The 13706-nt window shown below is 69.5% G+C and carries 15 protein-coding genes; 4 read left to right on the top strand and 11 right to left on the bottom strand.

All coding sequences use genetic code 11. The annotated features are described in order from the left end of the window. Positions 1 to 18: 18 nt before the first annotated feature. From Sp245p_RS18230 to Sp245p_RS18210, 5 genes are all read right to left on the bottom strand, one after another. Positions 19 to 897, bottom strand: a complete 879-nt coding sequence (locus Sp245p_RS18230) for a 3-hydroxybutyryl-CoA dehydrogenase (protein ID WP_109138731.1) — start codon at positions 895 to 897, stop codon at positions 19 to 21. A 54-nt stretch (positions 898 to 951) separates the two neighbouring features. Then, the gene (locus tag Sp245p_RS18225; protein WP_014197608.1) at positions 952 to 1890 is read right to left on the bottom strand and encodes an electron transfer flavoprotein subunit alpha/FixB family protein; all 939 of its coding nucleotides are present in this window, start codon (positions 1888 to 1890) and stop codon (positions 952 to 954) included. A gap of 35 nt (positions 1891 to 1925) precedes the next feature. Continuing rightward, entirely contained in the window at positions 1926 to 2675 is a 750-nt protein-coding gene (locus Sp245p_RS18220; RefSeq protein ID WP_014197607.1) for an electron transfer flavoprotein subunit beta/FixA family protein, read from the bottom strand. Positions 2676 to 2820: 145 nt separating this feature from the next. After that, positions 2821 to 3390 carry a cob(I)yrinic acid a,c-diamide adenosyltransferase gene (locus Sp245p_RS18215; protein WP_014197606.1) on the bottom strand — a complete coding sequence of 190 codons (570 nt, stop codon included), beginning with the start codon at positions 3388 to 3390 and terminating at the stop codon, positions 2821 to 2823. 21 nt (positions 3391 to 3411) lie between these two features. Further along, positions 3412 to 3606 carry a twin transmembrane helix small protein gene (locus Sp245p_RS18210; RefSeq protein WP_014197605.1) on the bottom strand — a complete coding sequence of 65 codons (195 nt, stop codon included), beginning with the start codon at positions 3604 to 3606 and terminating at the stop codon, positions 3412 to 3414. Between the two features lie 143 nt (positions 3607 to 3749). Between Sp245p_RS18210 and Sp245p_RS18205 the strand changes: the two genes are divergently transcribed. Together Sp245p_RS18205 and Sp245p_RS18200 are read left to right on the top strand one after the other, a co-directional pair. Next, positions 3750 to 5198: a GH1 family beta-glucosidase gene (locus Sp245p_RS18205; RefSeq protein ID WP_014197604.1), complete on the top strand. Its 1449-nt coding sequence runs from the start codon at positions 3750 to 3752 to the stop codon at positions 5196 to 5198. A gap of 48 nt (positions 5199 to 5246) precedes the next feature. Further along, complete coding sequence (locus Sp245p_RS18200) at positions 5247 to 5684, top strand: hypothetical protein (protein ID WP_014197603.1); 438 nt, start codon at positions 5247 to 5249, stop codon at positions 5682 to 5684. Between the two features lie 7 nt (positions 5685 to 5691). Here Sp245p_RS18200 and Sp245p_RS18195 read toward each other — a convergent pair whose 3' ends face one another. Further along, positions 5692 to 5952 carry a hypothetical protein gene (locus Sp245p_RS18195; protein ID WP_014197602.1) on the bottom strand — a complete coding sequence of 87 codons (261 nt, stop codon included), beginning with the start codon at positions 5950 to 5952 and terminating at the stop codon, positions 5692 to 5694. Positions 5953 to 6192: 240 nt separating this feature from the next. Between Sp245p_RS18195 and Sp245p_RS18190 the strand changes: the two genes are divergently transcribed. Continuing rightward, positions 6193 to 7104, top strand: a complete 912-nt coding sequence (locus Sp245p_RS18190) for a peptidoglycan-binding domain-containing protein (RefSeq protein WP_014197600.1) — start codon at positions 6193 to 6195, stop codon at positions 7102 to 7104. A gap of 26 nt (positions 7105 to 7130) precedes the next feature. On the opposite strand, the gene Sp245p_RS18185 is transcribed toward Sp245p_RS18190, so the two are convergent. The 4 genes from Sp245p_RS18185 to Sp245p_RS18170 all read right to left on the bottom strand — a co-directional run bounded on the left by Sp245p_RS18185 (position 7131) and on the right by Sp245p_RS18170 (position 10405). After that, positions 7131 to 7373, bottom strand: coding sequence for a DUF1178 family protein (locus Sp245p_RS18185; RefSeq protein ID WP_014197598.1), 243 nt, complete (start codon positions 7371 to 7373; stop codon positions 7131 to 7133). A 112-nt stretch (positions 7374 to 7485) separates the two neighbouring features. After that, entirely contained in the window at positions 7486 to 7941 is a 456-nt protein-coding gene (locus Sp245p_RS18180) for a cupin domain-containing protein (RefSeq protein ID WP_014197597.1), read from the bottom strand. Between the two features lie 142 nt (positions 7942 to 8083). Then, positions 8084 to 8776 carry an endonuclease III domain-containing protein gene (locus tag Sp245p_RS18175; protein WP_014197596.1) on the bottom strand — a complete coding sequence of 231 codons (693 nt, stop codon included), beginning with the start codon at positions 8774 to 8776 and terminating at the stop codon, positions 8084 to 8086. A gap of 222 nt (positions 8777 to 8998) precedes the next feature. Further along, positions 8999 to 10405, bottom strand: coding sequence for a tetratricopeptide repeat protein (locus Sp245p_RS18170; RefSeq protein ID WP_014197594.1), 1407 nt, complete (start codon positions 10403 to 10405; stop codon positions 8999 to 9001). Positions 10406 to 10519: 114 nt separating this feature from the next. On the opposite strand from Sp245p_RS18170, the gene Sp245p_RS18165 reads away from it, so the two are divergent. Further along, the gene (locus Sp245p_RS18165; protein WP_014197593.1) at positions 10520 to 11794 is read left to right on the top strand and encodes an ABC transporter substrate-binding protein; all 1275 of its coding nucleotides are present in this window, start codon (positions 10520 to 10522) and stop codon (positions 11792 to 11794) included. A gap of 62 nt (positions 11795 to 11856) precedes the next feature. Here the strand turns inward: Sp245p_RS18165 and Sp245p_RS18160 are convergent, their stop codons facing one another. Beyond that, the gene (locus tag Sp245p_RS18160; protein ID WP_014197592.1) at positions 11857 to 13662 is read right to left on the bottom strand and encodes a tetratricopeptide repeat protein; all 1806 of its coding nucleotides are present in this window, start codon (positions 13660 to 13662) and stop codon (positions 11857 to 11859) included. Between the last annotated feature and the right edge of the window lie 44 nt (positions 13663 to 13706).

Genomic DNA, 13706 nt, shown 5'->3' with positions numbered 1-13706 from the left:
CCGTTCGGACCCGCCGCGTCAGCGGGTCGGGACCGGCGGGTTCTTGGAGTAGTCGTAGAAGCCGCGTCCGACCTTGCGTCCGACCCAGCCGGCCTCGACATACTTCACCAGCAGCGGGCAGGGGCGGTACTTGCTGTCGGCCAGACCCTCGTAGAGGACCTGCATGACCGCCAGACAGGTGTCCAGGCCGATGAAGTCCGCCAGCTCCAGCGGGCCCATCGGGTGGTTGGCCCCCAGCTTCAGCGCCGTGTCGATGGCCTGGACGCCGCCCACCCCCTCATAGAGGGTGTAGACCGCCTCGTTGATCATCGGCAGCAGGATGCGGTTGACGATGAAGGCCGGGAAGTCCTCGGCCACCGCCGCGGTCTTGCCGATGTTCGCCGTCAGCTCGGCGATCGCGCTGAAGGTCGCCTCGTCGGTCGCGATGCCGCGGATCAGCTCGACGAGCTGCATCACCGGCACCGGGTTCATGAAATGCATGCCCATGAACTTGGACGGGCGGTCCGTCGAGGCGGCGAGCCGGGTGATCGAGATCGACGAGGTGTTCGTCGCGATCAGCGCCTCGGGCTTCAGGTTGGGGACCAGCTTCTTGAAGATCTCGCGCTTGAGCGCTTCGTTCTCCGTCGCGGCCTCGACCACGAGATCGGCGTCATGGAACACGGACAGGTCGGACCCGGTGGCGATGCGGGCGATCGCCGCCGTCTTGTCGGCCTCCGTCAGCTTCCCCTTCTGAACCTGACGGTCCATGTTCTTGGAGATGGCGGCCACCGACTTCTGCAGAATCTCCGGGCTGATGTCGGAGATGACGACCTCGTACCCCGCCTGCGCGCAGACGTGGGCGATGCCGCTGCCCATCTGGCCGGCACCGATGATGCCAATCTTCTTGATCGTGGACATATGAGCTTTCCCGCTTGTCTTTGGGCCGCTGGTCTTCCGAGGAGGACTGGCCGGTTACGCCTTGTCCAGCGCGGCCGTCAGCTCCGGCACCGCCTTGAACAGGTCGGCGACGAGGCCGTAGTCGGCGACCTGGAAGATCGGGGCCTCCTCGTCCTTGTTGATCGCGACGATGACCTTGCTGTCCTTCATGCCGGCGAGGTGCTGGATGGCACCGGAGATGCCGACGGCGATGTACAGCTCGGGCGCCACGATCTTGCCGGTCTGGCCGACCTGGTAGTCGTTGGGCACGAAGCCGGCGTCCACCGCCGCGCGGCTGGCGCCGACCGCGGCCCCCAGCTTGTCGGCCAGCGCCTCCAGCAGCTTGAAGTTCTCGCCCGACTGCATGCCGCGGCCGCCCGACACGACGATCTTGGCCTGGGTCAGCTCCGGACGCTCCGACTTGGTCAGCTCCTGGCCGACGAACCTGGCCGAACCGGCGTCGCCCGTCCCGGCGATGCTCTCGACCGTCGCCGAGCCGCCCGTGGCGGCGGCCGCCTCGAAGGCGGTGGTGCGCACCGTGACGACCTTGATCGGGTCGGCGGACTTCACCGTGGCGATGGCGTTGCCGGCGTAGATCGGCCGCTCGAAGGTGTCGGCGGAGACCACCCCGGTGATGTCGGAGATCGCCGCGACGTCGAGCAGCGCGGCGACGCGCGGCAGCAGGTTCTTGCCCTCCGACGAGGCGGCGGCCAGCACATGGCCGTAGCCCTTGGCGAGATTGACGACCAGCGGCGCGACGTTCTCCGGCAGCGGGTGGGCGTAGGCCGCGTCGTCGGCCAGCAGCACCTTGGCCACGCCGGCCACCGTGGCGGCGGCCTCGGCGACGGCCTGGGCCCCCTGGCCGGCGACCAGCACGTGGATCTCTCCGCCGATCTTGGCGGCGGCGCTGACCGCGTTCAGCGTGGCCGCCTTCAGCGCGGCGTTGTCGTGTTCGGCAATGACGAGAATGGACATGTCAGATCACTTTCCCTTCAAGGCGCACTGGCCCCTCAGATCGCGCGGGCTTCGTTCTTCAGCTTGTCGACCAGGGCGGCGACGTCGGCGACCTTGACGCCGGCCTTGCGCTTGGCCGGCTCGGCGACCTTGAGCGTGGTCAGGCGCGGCGCCACGTCGACCCCCAGCGCGTCGGGGGCCAGCGTCTCGATGGGCTTCTTCTTGGCCTTCATGATGTTGGGCAGCGAGGCGTAGCGCGGCTCGTTGAGGCGCAGGTCGGCGGTGACGACCGCTGGCAGCGTCAGCTGCACCGTCTCCAGGCCGCCGTCGATCTCGCGGGTCACGGTGACCGAGCCCTCGCCCGGCACGACCTTGGAGGCGAAGGTGCCCTGCGGCCAGCCCAGCAGGGCGGCGAGCATCTGGCCGGTCTGGTTGCAGTCGTCGTCGATCGCCTGCTTGCCGAGGATGACCAGCGTCGGGCCTTCCTTGTCGACCAGCGCCTTGAGCACCTTGGCGACGGCCAGCGGCTGCGTCTCGGCGTCGGTCTGGACCAGGATGCCGCGGTCGGCGCCCATGGCGAGGCCGGTGCGCAGCGTCTCCTGCGCGGCCGTCGGGCCGACGGTGACCACGATGACCTCGGTCGCCGTGCCGGCTTCCTTGAGGCGGACGGCCTCTTCGACGGCGATCTCGTCGAAGGGGTTCATGCTCATCTTCACGTTGGCGGTCTCAACGCCGGAACCGTCCGCCTTGACGCGGATCTTGACGTTGTAATCGACCACCCGCTTGACCGGGACGAGGACCTTCATATCCCACCCTTTTCTTGAATTATGCAGGCGCACCTTCGCCGCTGGCGCCGAATCGGGCAGCTTGTGACAGCGCTGCGACCATAGGAGTTGACGTTTTGGCTGTCAACGCCGCCTACGCCGCAAGCGCGAAGGAGGCGGAATTGCATCAACGGTTTGCGCCCGGAACCCACAGCACGTCGGCCGTTCCGTTGGCGTTCAGTTTCCGGCTGAGCACGAACAGGTGGTCGGACAGGCGGTTGGCGTACTTCACCGCCGCCGGATTGACCGGCTCCACCTCCGCCAGCTCGGTCATCAGCCGTTCGGCGCGGCGCACCACGGTGCGGGCCAGATGCAGGTGCGCCGCCGCCGGCGCGCCGCCGGGCAGGATGAAGGAGTTGAGCGGGGCGAGGTCGGCGTTCATCGCGTCGATCTCCGCCTCCAGCCGGTCCACCTGCGACTCCAGGATGCGCAGCGGTGGGTAGGGCGGGTCTTCCGACTCCGGCGTGCAAAGGTCGGCACCCAGATCGAACAGGTCGTTCTGGATTCGCGCCAGCATGGCGTCGGTCTCCGGCTGGTCCGCGGTGTGCAGCCGGACCAGCCCGATGACGGCGTTCGCCTCGTCCACCGTGCCGTAGGCGGTGACGCGCGGGTCATGCTTGGGCACGCGGCGCCCGTCGCCGAGCGAAGTCTGGCCGCGGTCCCCGCCGCGGGTGTAGATGCGGGTCAGCTTGACCATGATTTCTGCGGGTATCCTCAATCAGCCGTGGGTCAGGATGGCGAGCAGGAACAGCACCAGCGCCACCCCCTGGAGCGCCACGCGCATCCGCATCGCCCGGTTCGATTTGCGCGAATCGCCCTGTCCGCCGCGCGCCATGAAGAACAGCCCGGAGAACAGCGACGCCACGACGAGGCCGAGCGCCACGATCAGCAGAAACATGACGAGTCCGTTCATGGCGTCATAATACCCCACGGTCCAGGTTACGCCTACACCGGCCAATCCGGTGGCACGGGCATTCCGATGCGAGGCGCCTGTTGCGCTGACGCCCGGTCTTCTTACATTGTCGCGGACGACCCGGACGGCGAGAGGAATTCGGTATGCGGCGGCGGAGTTTCCTGAAGGCGGCGGCGGCCACCGGGCTGGCGGCCTCGGCCGGGGCCTTTCTGACCACGCGCCGTGCCGCGGTGGCCCAGCCGTCGGAAGTGCTGGCCGCCTTTCCCGACAAGTTCGTCTGGGGTGCCTCGACCTCCTCCTACCAGATCGAGGGGGCGGTCACCGCCGGCGGGCGCGGCCCCAGCGTGTGGGACACCTTCAGCCATTCCTTCGGCAAGGTGGCGAACGGCGACACCGGCGACGTGGCCTGCGACCATTACAACCGCTACGCCGAGGATGTGGACCTGATGGCGAAGGCGGGGATGAACGCCTATCGCTTCTCCGTCGCCTGGCCGCGCGTCCAGCCGACCGGCACCGGCCCGGCCAACGCCGAGGGGCTGGACTTCTACGACCGGCTGACCGACGCGCTGCTGGCCAAGGGCATCGCGCCCTGGCCCTGCCTGTACCATTGGGACCTGCCCCAGGCGCTCCAGGACCGCGGCGGCTGGACCAATCGGGACATCGCCGGCTGGTTCACCGACTACGCCCAGCTTGTCGCCGCGCGGATCGGCGACCGAGCCAAGCACTGGACCATGCTGAACGAGCCGTCCGTCCACGCCATCTTCGGCCACGGGCTGGGCGGGCACGCGCCGGGGATGACCGGCAAGGGCAACTATTTCAAGGCGATCCACCACCAGAACCTCGCCCAGGGCATGGCGCTGAAGGCTCTGCGCGCCGCGGGCGGGGCCAAGGGCTGGCAGCTCGGCACCGTGCTGTCGCTCCAGCCGGTCTGGCCGGTCGGCGGGCTGGACGCCAATTACGCGGCCTCGCTGATGTGGGACGCGGTGTGGAACCGCGCCTGCCTCGACCCGCTGCTGCGTGGGGAGTATCCGGAACTGCTGCGCGATGGCTTCGCCCCCCTGGTCAAGGCCGGCGACCTGGAGGCGATCCGCCAGCCCATCGACTTCCTGGGCATCAACTACTACAGCCGGATGCACCAGCAGCCGGACCCGGCGGGCCTGTTCGGCACCGGCTACGGCTCCCCGCCGGAAGGCACGCCGACGACCGGGATGGGCTGGCCGGTGGAGCCCGACGGCATCGCCGAGATCCTGATCGAGCTGAAGCAGGAGTACGGCAACCCCCCGGTCTACGTGATGGAGAACGGTGCCGCCTATCCCGAGCAGACCGGGCCGAAGGGCTTCGTCCAGGACAACGACCGCATCAGCTACCTGCGCCGCCACATCCTGGCCGGTCATCAGGCGTTGGAGGAGGGGGTCGACCTGCGGGGCTGGTTCGTGTGGAGCCTGCTGGACAACTTCGAGTGGGCCGAGGGTTACCAGCGCCGCTTCGGCCTGATCGAGGTGGACCGCCAGACCCTGGAGCGCCGTCCCAAGGCCAGCTACCACTGGTACGCCGACGTGATCCGCAAGAAGGGCGTTCCGACCTCGGCTTGAGAGGCTCGGTTCAAGGGGGGCCCGGCTCAAGGGTATGGGGTTGCGATCATGGCGCCTGTTGCCGCCGGCCAGCCGACGCGCTTCGCCATCCAGAAGGCGCGTGGCAAGGGCTGGAAGACGCTGGAGGTCGGGGAGGATCTCGACCACGCCCGCGCCCGCTTCAACCTGATGGTGCGGGTGAATCCGCGCGCCTATTTCCGCCTGATCCAGCTCGACCACAACGCCGGGGCCGGCGGCGACGGGATCGAGTTCAACTGGAAGCTCATCGAGCTGCACGACCCCAACCAGGGGGGAGCGGTCGGGGCGGGACGGCAAGCCGTTCCGGCGAGGGGCGCGCCCCGTTCCGCCAAGGCCAGGACCGCGGCCAAGGGGCCGCGACGGCGGGAGAAGGTCCCGCTGCCCCTGAAATTTTACGCCGCGGTGGTGCTGGCCGGGCTGCTGATCGGCGGGGTGCTGTATCTGCGCTACGGCCTGCCGGGGCCGTGACGAGCGCTCAATCGTCCGCCGTGTAGCCCTTGCGCCGCATGCACAGGGCGAAGATTTCCTTGCGGTAGCGGAATTGCGGCGTTTCCGGCAGCGGGCGGTAGGGATAGCCGCGCAGGCGCATGGTGTTGTCCACCTGCTCGATGCACTCATCGTAGGCGGCGGTCGCCGTGGTTTCCGTGGCCGTCCACTCCCGGTAGGCCGGGGTGCTGCCGCAGGCCGCCAGCAGCAGCGTTGCGCCCGCCAGGATCGCGTGTCTCAGAGTCGCCATGCCACGGCCTCCCACATAACGCCTGACGAAGTCTATACCACGTTTTTGCGCGCGCATCGGTTAACGGATGGGGAAACGGCCGGGCCTTCCGGGGGCGCCAAGGGGGAGGGGACCTGATGCCGCCGCAACGCAGGCGCACAAAAATCGCGCCCGGAAATCCGCCGCAATCTGGTAACACGATCGCGCATCCACGATAGTGGACAGGCGATGGTCGGTTGGCGTTTCGGACGGAGGATGGTCATGACGGGTGGTTCGCACCGCGCGCGCCGCGCGGTCGCGTTGGCTGTGGTGGTGCCGGTTCTGGCGGCGGGTCTGCTGGCAAGCGCTCCGATCCGGGCGCAATCGACGGCGGACATCCAATGGGCCCAGACCATCCTGAAGGAGAAGGGCTACAACATCGGCGGGCGGGCCAACGGCCAGATGCACGCCGAGACGAAGGCGGCGCTCGGCAAGTATCAGGCCGCCCACGGACTGCCGGTGACCAACCAGCTCGACAAGGCGACCATCGCCAAGATGATGGGCGAGCGGGAGGGCAAGGCCCCCGCGACGGTCGGGAACCTCACCCAGCAGAAGGTCGGCGGCGGCGGTCCCGGCCAAGCGCCGCGCGAGCCGCAGCGCGAGGTGGTGCCCCGCGCCGCGCCCACCCAGCGGATCGACAGCGGAACGGGCAGCATCGGCGGCGGCGCGCAGTTCAGCGCCGGCCCGCCCGTGACCAGCAACAGTTCCTCGTCGGGCGGCCCATCCGGCGCGCCCGCTTCGTCGGCCCCCGCCACCTCCGCCACGGCGTCTTCACAGGGGCATGGACAGGGGCCTGTGCCGCAAGCCGCGCCGCGGGCCAGCGTCACCGCGACCACGCCGTCCGGTCAGCCGGTGCCGGCGGTCGAGGCGGCGGCGGACAGCGGATCGATGCTGCCGGGCTGGGCCGCCAACGGCGCCCGCTACGGGGTGATGGGGGTGATCGGGGCGACGGTGCTCGGCATCGGCTTCGCGTGGTGGCGCAGCGGGCGGGCCAACGCCGCGCGGCCGGCGCCGCGCAACGACGGCCCACGCGATCAGCGCCGCGAGCCGAGCTTCGGCAGCGGCCGCCGCCGGGAGGAGCTGACCACCGGCGCCCTGCCGCCGCTCAGCAGCGGCGGACGCGGACGGCGGTAGGCCGCGGCCTTCTCAGGCACCCCTTTTCAGGCCATCTGCGACATCGGGCACATGGCGTTGCCGCAGCCGGACGGGTTGCAGGCGGGCATCGGCGCGGGCGACGGCTTCGACGCGCCGACGCGCGGCGCCATGATCGCCTTCGACACCTCGGTCCCGCCGCAGGACGGGCAGGACAGACCCTCGGCCTTTTGAGTGTCGTAATCGGCCATATTCCTGAACCACTGTTCGAATTCATGGCCGCAGGCGCAGCGCAGGGCGTAAAGGATCATCGCGGGGTCCCTGGATGGATTGGGCAACGGACGGGCAGTGACCATGGCCGAGCTTCACCGCCGCCCGCGATGACGTGAATCAAACCGCCGCGCTCCGCTCCGGCGAGCGGTTTTATTGCGGGCGCTCCGACAGGGCGACGCCCTCCGCGCCGGGATAGACCGACAGCAGCCGTACCGGCTTGTCGCTGAGGTTGCGACCGCTGTGCCACGCCGCCTGTTCAATGTAGGAGTCTCCGGCCTTGTAGACCTGCGTCGGCATGCTGTCGCTGGCGATGGTCAGTTCGCCATCCAGGATGTAGATGAAGGGCGAGACGGCGTGCCGATGACGGATGATCTCGCCGCCGGGCGGCAGCTCGACCAGCCGCGCCGTCACCAGCGGCTTGCCGTCCGGATAGGCGAAGGCCTTGCCGTCCGCGGTGGTGGTCGCCTGAAGCAGCGTCTTGACGATCGGCCCCGGTGCGGCCGGCTTGTCCTGCGCCGAGGCCCCGCCGGCCAGGGCGATCAGCGTTGCGGTGGCGAGGGCGGCGCGATGGATGGCCGCCGTCCGTAAACGGATTCTCACAATCATTGCATGCGCTCCATACCGTGGTCTTGAAGATAAGGCGGCTGCCTATCTGCGAGGGCACGCTAAAAATGGCGAAAAAATTCTCAGAAACGCAACCGATTGTCGCGGCCTGCGGCGAAGTGCGGCATCCCGATGTCGTGCCGCCTCAGCGGTGGGTCGTCACCCCCACCTGCCGGCACATGGACAGCATGGCGCAGGTCGAGCAGCGCGGGCGGTCGCCGGTGCAGATCCATTTGCCGAAGGGCACCAGCCGCTCGTTGATCTCCACCCAGTAATGGCGGGGCAGCAGCTCCATCAGCGCGACCATGGTGCGCTCCGGCGTCGGGGCGGCGACGAAGCCCCAGCGGTTGACGATCCGGTGCACATGCACGTCCACCGCCACCGCCGGAATGCCGAAGCCGACCGCCAGGGTCAGCGCCGCGATCTTCGGACCGACTCCGTGGAAGGCCATCAGGGCGTCCGGCGTGTCGGGAACCTCGCCGTCGTGCTCCGTGATGATGCGGCGGGACAGCGCCCGGATGTCCCGGGCCTTCGGCTCGGGAAAAGTCGCGCCGTCGAGCAGACGCGTCAGCTCCGCCGGCGTCAGGGCGACCATCTGTTGCGGCGTGCGCGCCACCGCGAACAGCCGCTCGCACACCACGATGGTCGTCTCGTCGCGGGTCCGCGCGGAGATCAGGCTGCCGACCAGCTGCTCGAAGGGGCTGGCGTAGCCGCGGTCGCGCAGGGCGAACATGGCGGCCTTCGGGCGTCCGGCCACAGCTTGGCGCAGGCGCCGAAACGCCTCGTCGATGTCGAAGGGGTCCTTGTCGGCGAGAGGGGGCGCGGAGCGCAGAGGCATGATCGGTCGCTGGCATGGTGAAGGGAGCCACACCGAAACAGCGGGTAGGGCAGGGTTGCTCCCCATTTCCCTTTGCTAGGCCGTGCAATTTCAATGAATTAGAAAGTCTTAAATTAGAGGAGGCCGTGACCATGGCGACGGAGGTGTTCGACCCGTTCGCCACGGGCCAGTTCGCAGCGGACCAGTTCGCCTTGCACAAGGCCGGCTGACCGGCCCCCCTTCCTACCCCGCGCTGGAGAACAGCGGGCGGCGCAGGCGTCCGGCGGCAATCTCGGCGCGCAGCGCGTCGGCGTCCATGGCCTGGATGCGCTCCAGCTCCGCCTTGTTGGCGTCGATGAAGGGGTTCCGGTGGGTGGAGTTCTCGGGCCGCGCGTGCTCCAAATGGTAGAGCGGCCCGGGCACCCGCTCGACCCGCAGGCCCAGACGGCGCAGCCGCTCGACGATCTCGTCGTCCTCATAGCCCCAGGAGACGAAGCGCTCGTTGTAGCCACCGGCCGCCAGCAGCGCCGCCCGGTCGAAGAAGGCGCCGCCGCCCGGCGAATCGCGGTGCATCAGCGGGAAGCGCGGGCAGACCGCGTTCAGCGGCGCTGCCGACAGGGTGTGGCCGAAGCGGTGGACCTCCCGTCCCAGAATCCAGAAGAACAGCCCGTTGTAGGGAAAGGCCATGGCCGCCCCGCCGCGCACCGCGTCGCGGGCGAGCGCGTATTGCACGGGGTCGACCACGACGTCGGTGTCGTGCAGGGCGACGATGGGGGTCTCCGCCGCCTCGACCATGCGGTTGAGCAGGTGGGCCTTGTGGGTGAAGGGCGTGTCGTTGCCGGTCAGATGCAGGTGCCGGCAGCGGGCTGCCAGCTCCGGCCCCAGCGCGTCGGCGACGTCGCTCGGCCCCGCCTTGTCCTCGCCGATCAGGACGGTGGTGTCGGCGTGCTTGAGGAGGAAGGAGACGATCCAGCGCAGGTTGCGTTTGCGGTCCGCGCTGTCGGCGCGGAAGGGGACCAGGACGGTGACGTCGCGCAGGTCCAGCCGCCCGTCCGGCCCGGCCCCGTCGAGGATCGCACGGCGGGCGCGATAGACCGCGGCTTGCGCCGCCAAACGCTCCCGCGACCCTTCGTCCCGCGGGTCGATGGCGAGGGCCATCTCGTAGAAGGACACGGCGGCGCCGGGGCGGCCGAGATCGGCCTCGATGTCGCCCTTCTGCCGCCAGCCGGGGACGAAATGCGGGTGGCGGGCCAGCAGAGCGTCCAGCACCTCCAGCGCCTCTCCGATGCGGCCGATGGCCTGCAGGGCCTCGCTCAGGTGATATTCGGCGTCGGGAAAATCGGGGCGCAACGCCAGGGCGCGGCGGTAGGCGGCGATCGCCTCCTCCGTCCGCCAGGCGACGTGGAGCAGGGCGCCGAGGTTGAAGTGCGCGTCGGCGTCCCCGCCATCCCGCTCCACCGAACGCGCGATCATCGCCATGCCGCGCTCCCGGTCGCCGTCCAGCGCGGCGAGCAGGCCCAGCCGGTGCAGCGCGTCCGGGTTGTCGGGATCGGCGTCCAGGATTCGCCCGTACAGGTCCATCGCCTCGGCCTGCCGCCCGGCCTTCAGATGGTCGAGCGCGATGCCGAGCGCCTCCTCGATGGTCGCCATTCGGTGGGGTCCGTTTCGTCCGTGTGTCGCCTTCCGGTGGATTCCACTTTGACACAAAGGCAATTGCGGGGAAATCATCCGCTCCGGGACCACGCCTCAGGGAAACACCCGATAATGAACGATCATCGCATCAGCAAGAATGGGTCCACGGGAGGACTCACCCGCCGTCAGTTCGGCACCGCCGCGGCCTCGGTCGCCCTCTCGGCCGGCGCGCTCGCCGCCTTCGGCCGGGCGCCGGCCTTCGCGCAGGGCGCCGCGCTGAAGGTGGGCGTGCTGCTGCCCCGCTCCGGCCTGCTCGCCCAGGCGGGTCAGGCCTGCCAGCGCGGCGCCGAGATCGCGCCGGCCATCCTCGGCGAACTCGGCTACAAGGTCGAGATCCTGTCCGCCGACACCGAATCGAACGTGGACGTCGCCCGCTCGCGCGCCGAGAAGCTGATCAACGACGGCGCGAACGTCATCGTCGGCGCCTTCGACAGCGGCCAGACCGCCGCCGCCGCCCAGGTCTGCGAACAGCGCGGCGTGCCCCTGGTGATGAACATCGCCGCCGCCGACCGCCTGACCGAGCAGGGCTACAAGACCGTCTTCCGCAACTTCCCGACCTCCACCATGCTCGTCACCAACGGGCTGGCGCTGATGAAGGACCTGTTTGCGGTCAGCGGCGTCACCCCGAAGACGGCGGTGTTCCTGCACGCCAACGACACCTTCGGCATGGCGAACAAGCAGGCGATGGACGCCCTGTTCCCGAAGCTGGACATGCCCTTCGGCATCGTCGACAGCATCTCCTACGACCCCAAGGCCCAGGACCTCGCGGTCGAGGTGGCCAAGGCCAAGGCGACCGGCGCCGAACTCGCCATCGTCACCACCCGCGCCAACGACGCCATCATGCTGGTGCGCGAGATGGTCAAGCAGCGCTGGGAGCCCAAGGGCATCGTTTCCCCCGGCTCGCCCGGCCTGTATGACGAGCAGTTCTACAAGGTGCTGGGCAAGTACGCCGACTACGCCATCACCAACCTGCCCTGGTACGACCCCAAGGCGGAGCTGACCAAGCGCGTCGAGGCGGCCTTCAAGAAGCAGTATCCGAACGACCGCTTCGAGGGCTACGCCTTCAACGTCGCCTTCACGCTGGAGGCGATCCTGGTCGCCGCCGACGCCTTCAAGCGCGCCGGCACCGCGGAGCCGGCCACCTTGCTGGAGGCGCTGCGCCAGACCAACCTGAAGGACAAGATGATGGTCGGTCCGGCCATCACCTTCGACGAGAAGGGGCAGAACACGCAGCTCATCTCCGCCTGCCTGCAGAACCGCAACCTGCGCCCGACCGTGGTCCTGCCCAAGGGCTCGGCGGAGATGGACCCGGTGTTCCCGATGCCGGGCTGGGGCAAGCGCGCCTGATCGAGAGAGCGTGAGGCGGGAGGGGGCGCGGTCACAAGGGGCCGCGTCTCCTCCCTTTTCCTTTATGCCGTCTGGGCTTCGAGCCCGTAGGCCAGCAGCCGTTCCACCGACGCGCGGCGGTCGCCGGCCGCGGCGAAGCGGGCGCGGGCTTCGGCGGACTGCCGGTCGCGGAAGGCCACATCGTTCGCCAGGGCGGCGGCGCGCTCCAGGAACGCCGCGTCGTCGGCCACCGTGAAGGCCGGTCCGGCCACGGCCGCCACGTCGCCCGCCGCGACGGTCACCACCGGAACCCCGTCGGCCAGCGCGAAGGCGGCGCTGCCGCCGCCGCCCTGGCGGCGCGGGTTCAGATAGGCGGTGGCGAGGCGGTGCAGCGCCCGCACATCCTCGACGTCGCCCAGCGTGTGGACGCGGTCGGCGTTGCGCAGGGCGGCGATCCGCTGCGGCAGCGACTCCACGCCGCCGGCGATGGCGATGCGGGCGTCCGGCAGGCGGTCGAGCAGCGAATCGGCCAGCGCCAGGAACTCCGGCCCGGCTTCCTGGTCCAGGCGGTTGCCGACCACGAGGAACAGCGGTCCACCATCCGGCCCGGCTTCGGGAAGGCCGAAATCGGCGCGGCTGCGCTCCGGCCCCGTGGGCGGCAGGGTCCAGCCGAAGGAGAAGGGGCGGAAACGCTCCGCCATGTCCGCCGGCCAGCCCTGGGTGGTGTCCGCCTCGCCATAGCCCAGCACCAGCCGGGCCATCGACAGCGGCAGGCCGGAGGAGGTCGGCAGGCAGATCACCGGGCGCGCGCCGGAGAACAGATCGGCCACCACGTTGGACCCGCCGAAGGCGACGATGACGTCGGGATCGAAGCCGTCCACATAGTCGACGATGGCGTTCACCTTCTCCTCGTCGAAGCGCTTCTGCGGGAAGGACATCATGCGGACCCGCGCGCCGAAGGCGGCGATGACCTGCTCCCCCTCATACTCCTCGGTGATGTTGTAGGAATATTCGGGGACGAAGCCGTTTTCGCCGGTGATCGCCATGGCGTTGGGGTTGATGATGACCACCTCGCGCCCGAACTCGTCCTGCAGGCGGCGGGCGAAGTCGAAGGCGTCCGCGGTGGGCTGGTGCCCGGCGCCGAGCATCTGGTTGGTGATCAGGGCGATCCGCCTGACCTCTCCGCGCGGCGTGGCGCGCTTCATGCGGCGGCGCAGATGGAAACGCAGCGCCGTCTCGTCCACCATCAGGCGGTAGTAGTCGGTCAGGTTTCCGGTGTGGAAGGCGCCGGCATCGCCGGACCGCGCCGCGCCCTGGAACAGCTGCATCGCCATGCCCCAGAAGGCGTAATGGATCGACGGCACGGTGAAGCGCATCGGGTCTTCCAGGACGGCGTCCGTCAGCGCCTCGTAATGGGCGACATCGCCGTCGAGCAGGAACAGCAGCGAATGGCGGCGCATCACGTCGCCCATGGCGTAGGCCGCGTCGACCTCGGCGGCCGCGGCGCGGCGGGTCTCGTCGTCGTAGCGGCGGATCAGCCCGGCCAGCGCGCTGACGTTGCCCCAGCCTTCGCCCTCGTTGGTCAGCAGGGTCAGGGCGCGGGCGAAGCTCAACGCCGCGTCGCGGGTCTGGCCAGTGGCGTGCAGGGCGTGGCCCAGGTTGGCGTGCAGCAGGGGCGAGGTCGGGTCGCCGGCCACCGCCTGTCCGATCAGGTCCACCGCCTCCGCCGGACGACCGCCTTGCAGAGCCACGACGCCGAGCAGGTGCAGCGCGTCCGGATGGCCGGGCGACGCCGCCAGCACCTCCCGGTACAGGCGTTCCGCCTCCGTGGTGCGGCCGGCGCGGTGGTGTTCGGTCGCAACGGCCAGCGTCTGTTCGATGGTGTCCATGGTCGGCGTTCCTGCTGCTTGGTCCCTGACGGCATGTTTACGCG

It is taken from the genome of Azospirillum baldaniorum, assembly GCF_003119195.2.
GTDB lineage: Bacteria > Pseudomonadota > Alphaproteobacteria > Azospirillales > Azospirillaceae > Azospirillum > Azospirillum baldaniorum.
Note: the sequence above shows the minus strand (reverse complement) of the source record. Positions and strands in the feature narration are given on the sequence as shown.

Excerpts from the sequence above, each read along its gene's own strand:
- Sp245p_RS18230 (WP_109138731.1), bottom strand. The coding sequence starts at position 897 with ATGTCCACGATCAAGAAGATTGGCATCATCGGTGCCGGCCAGATGGGC.
- Sp245p_RS18225 (WP_014197608.1), bottom strand. The coding sequence starts at position 1,890 with ATGTCCATTCTCGTCATTGCCGAACACGACAACGCCGCGCTGAAGGCG.
- Sp245p_RS18220 (WP_014197607.1), bottom strand. The coding sequence starts at position 2,675 with ATGAAGGTCCTCGTCCCGGTCAAGCGGGTGGTCGATTACAACGTCAAG.
- Sp245p_RS18215 (WP_014197606.1), bottom strand. The coding sequence starts at position 3,390 with ATGGTCAAGCTGACCCGCATCTACACCCGCGGCGGGGACCGCGGCCAG.
- Sp245p_RS18210 (WP_014197605.1), bottom strand. The coding sequence starts at position 3,606 with ATGAACGGACTCGTCATGTTTCTGCTGATCGTGGCGCTCGGCCTCGTC.
- Sp245p_RS18205 (WP_014197604.1), top strand. The coding sequence starts at position 3,750 with ATGCGGCGGCGGAGTTTCCTGAAGGCGGCGGCGGCCACCGGGCTGGCG.
- Sp245p_RS18200 (WP_014197603.1), top strand. The coding sequence starts at position 5,247 with ATGGCGCCTGTTGCCGCCGGCCAGCCGACGCGCTTCGCCATCCAGAAG.
- Sp245p_RS18195 (WP_014197602.1), bottom strand. The coding sequence starts at position 5,952 with ATGGCGACTCTGAGACACGCGATCCTGGCGGGCGCAACGCTGCTGCTG.
- Sp245p_RS18190 (WP_014197600.1), top strand. The coding sequence starts at position 6,193 with ATGACGGGTGGTTCGCACCGCGCGCGCCGCGCGGTCGCGTTGGCTGTG.
- Sp245p_RS18185 (WP_014197598.1), bottom strand. The coding sequence starts at position 7,373 with ATGATCCTTTACGCCCTGCGCTGCGCCTGCGGCCATGAATTCGAACAG.
- Sp245p_RS18180 (WP_014197597.1), bottom strand. The coding sequence starts at position 7,941 with ATGATTGTGAGAATCCGTTTACGGACGGCGGCCATCCATCGCGCCGCC.
- Sp245p_RS18175 (WP_014197596.1), bottom strand. The coding sequence starts at position 8,776 with ATGCCTCTGCGCTCCGCGCCCCCTCTCGCCGACAAGGACCCCTTCGAC.
- Sp245p_RS18170 (WP_014197594.1), bottom strand. The coding sequence starts at position 10,405 with ATGGCGACCATCGAGGAGGCGCTCGGCATCGCGCTCGACCATCTGAAG.
- Sp245p_RS18165 (WP_014197593.1), top strand. The coding sequence starts at position 10,520 with ATGAACGATCATCGCATCAGCAAGAATGGGTCCACGGGAGGACTCACC.
- Sp245p_RS18160 (WP_014197592.1), bottom strand. The coding sequence starts at position 13,662 with ATGGACACCATCGAACAGACGCTGGCCGTTGCGACCGAACACCACCGC.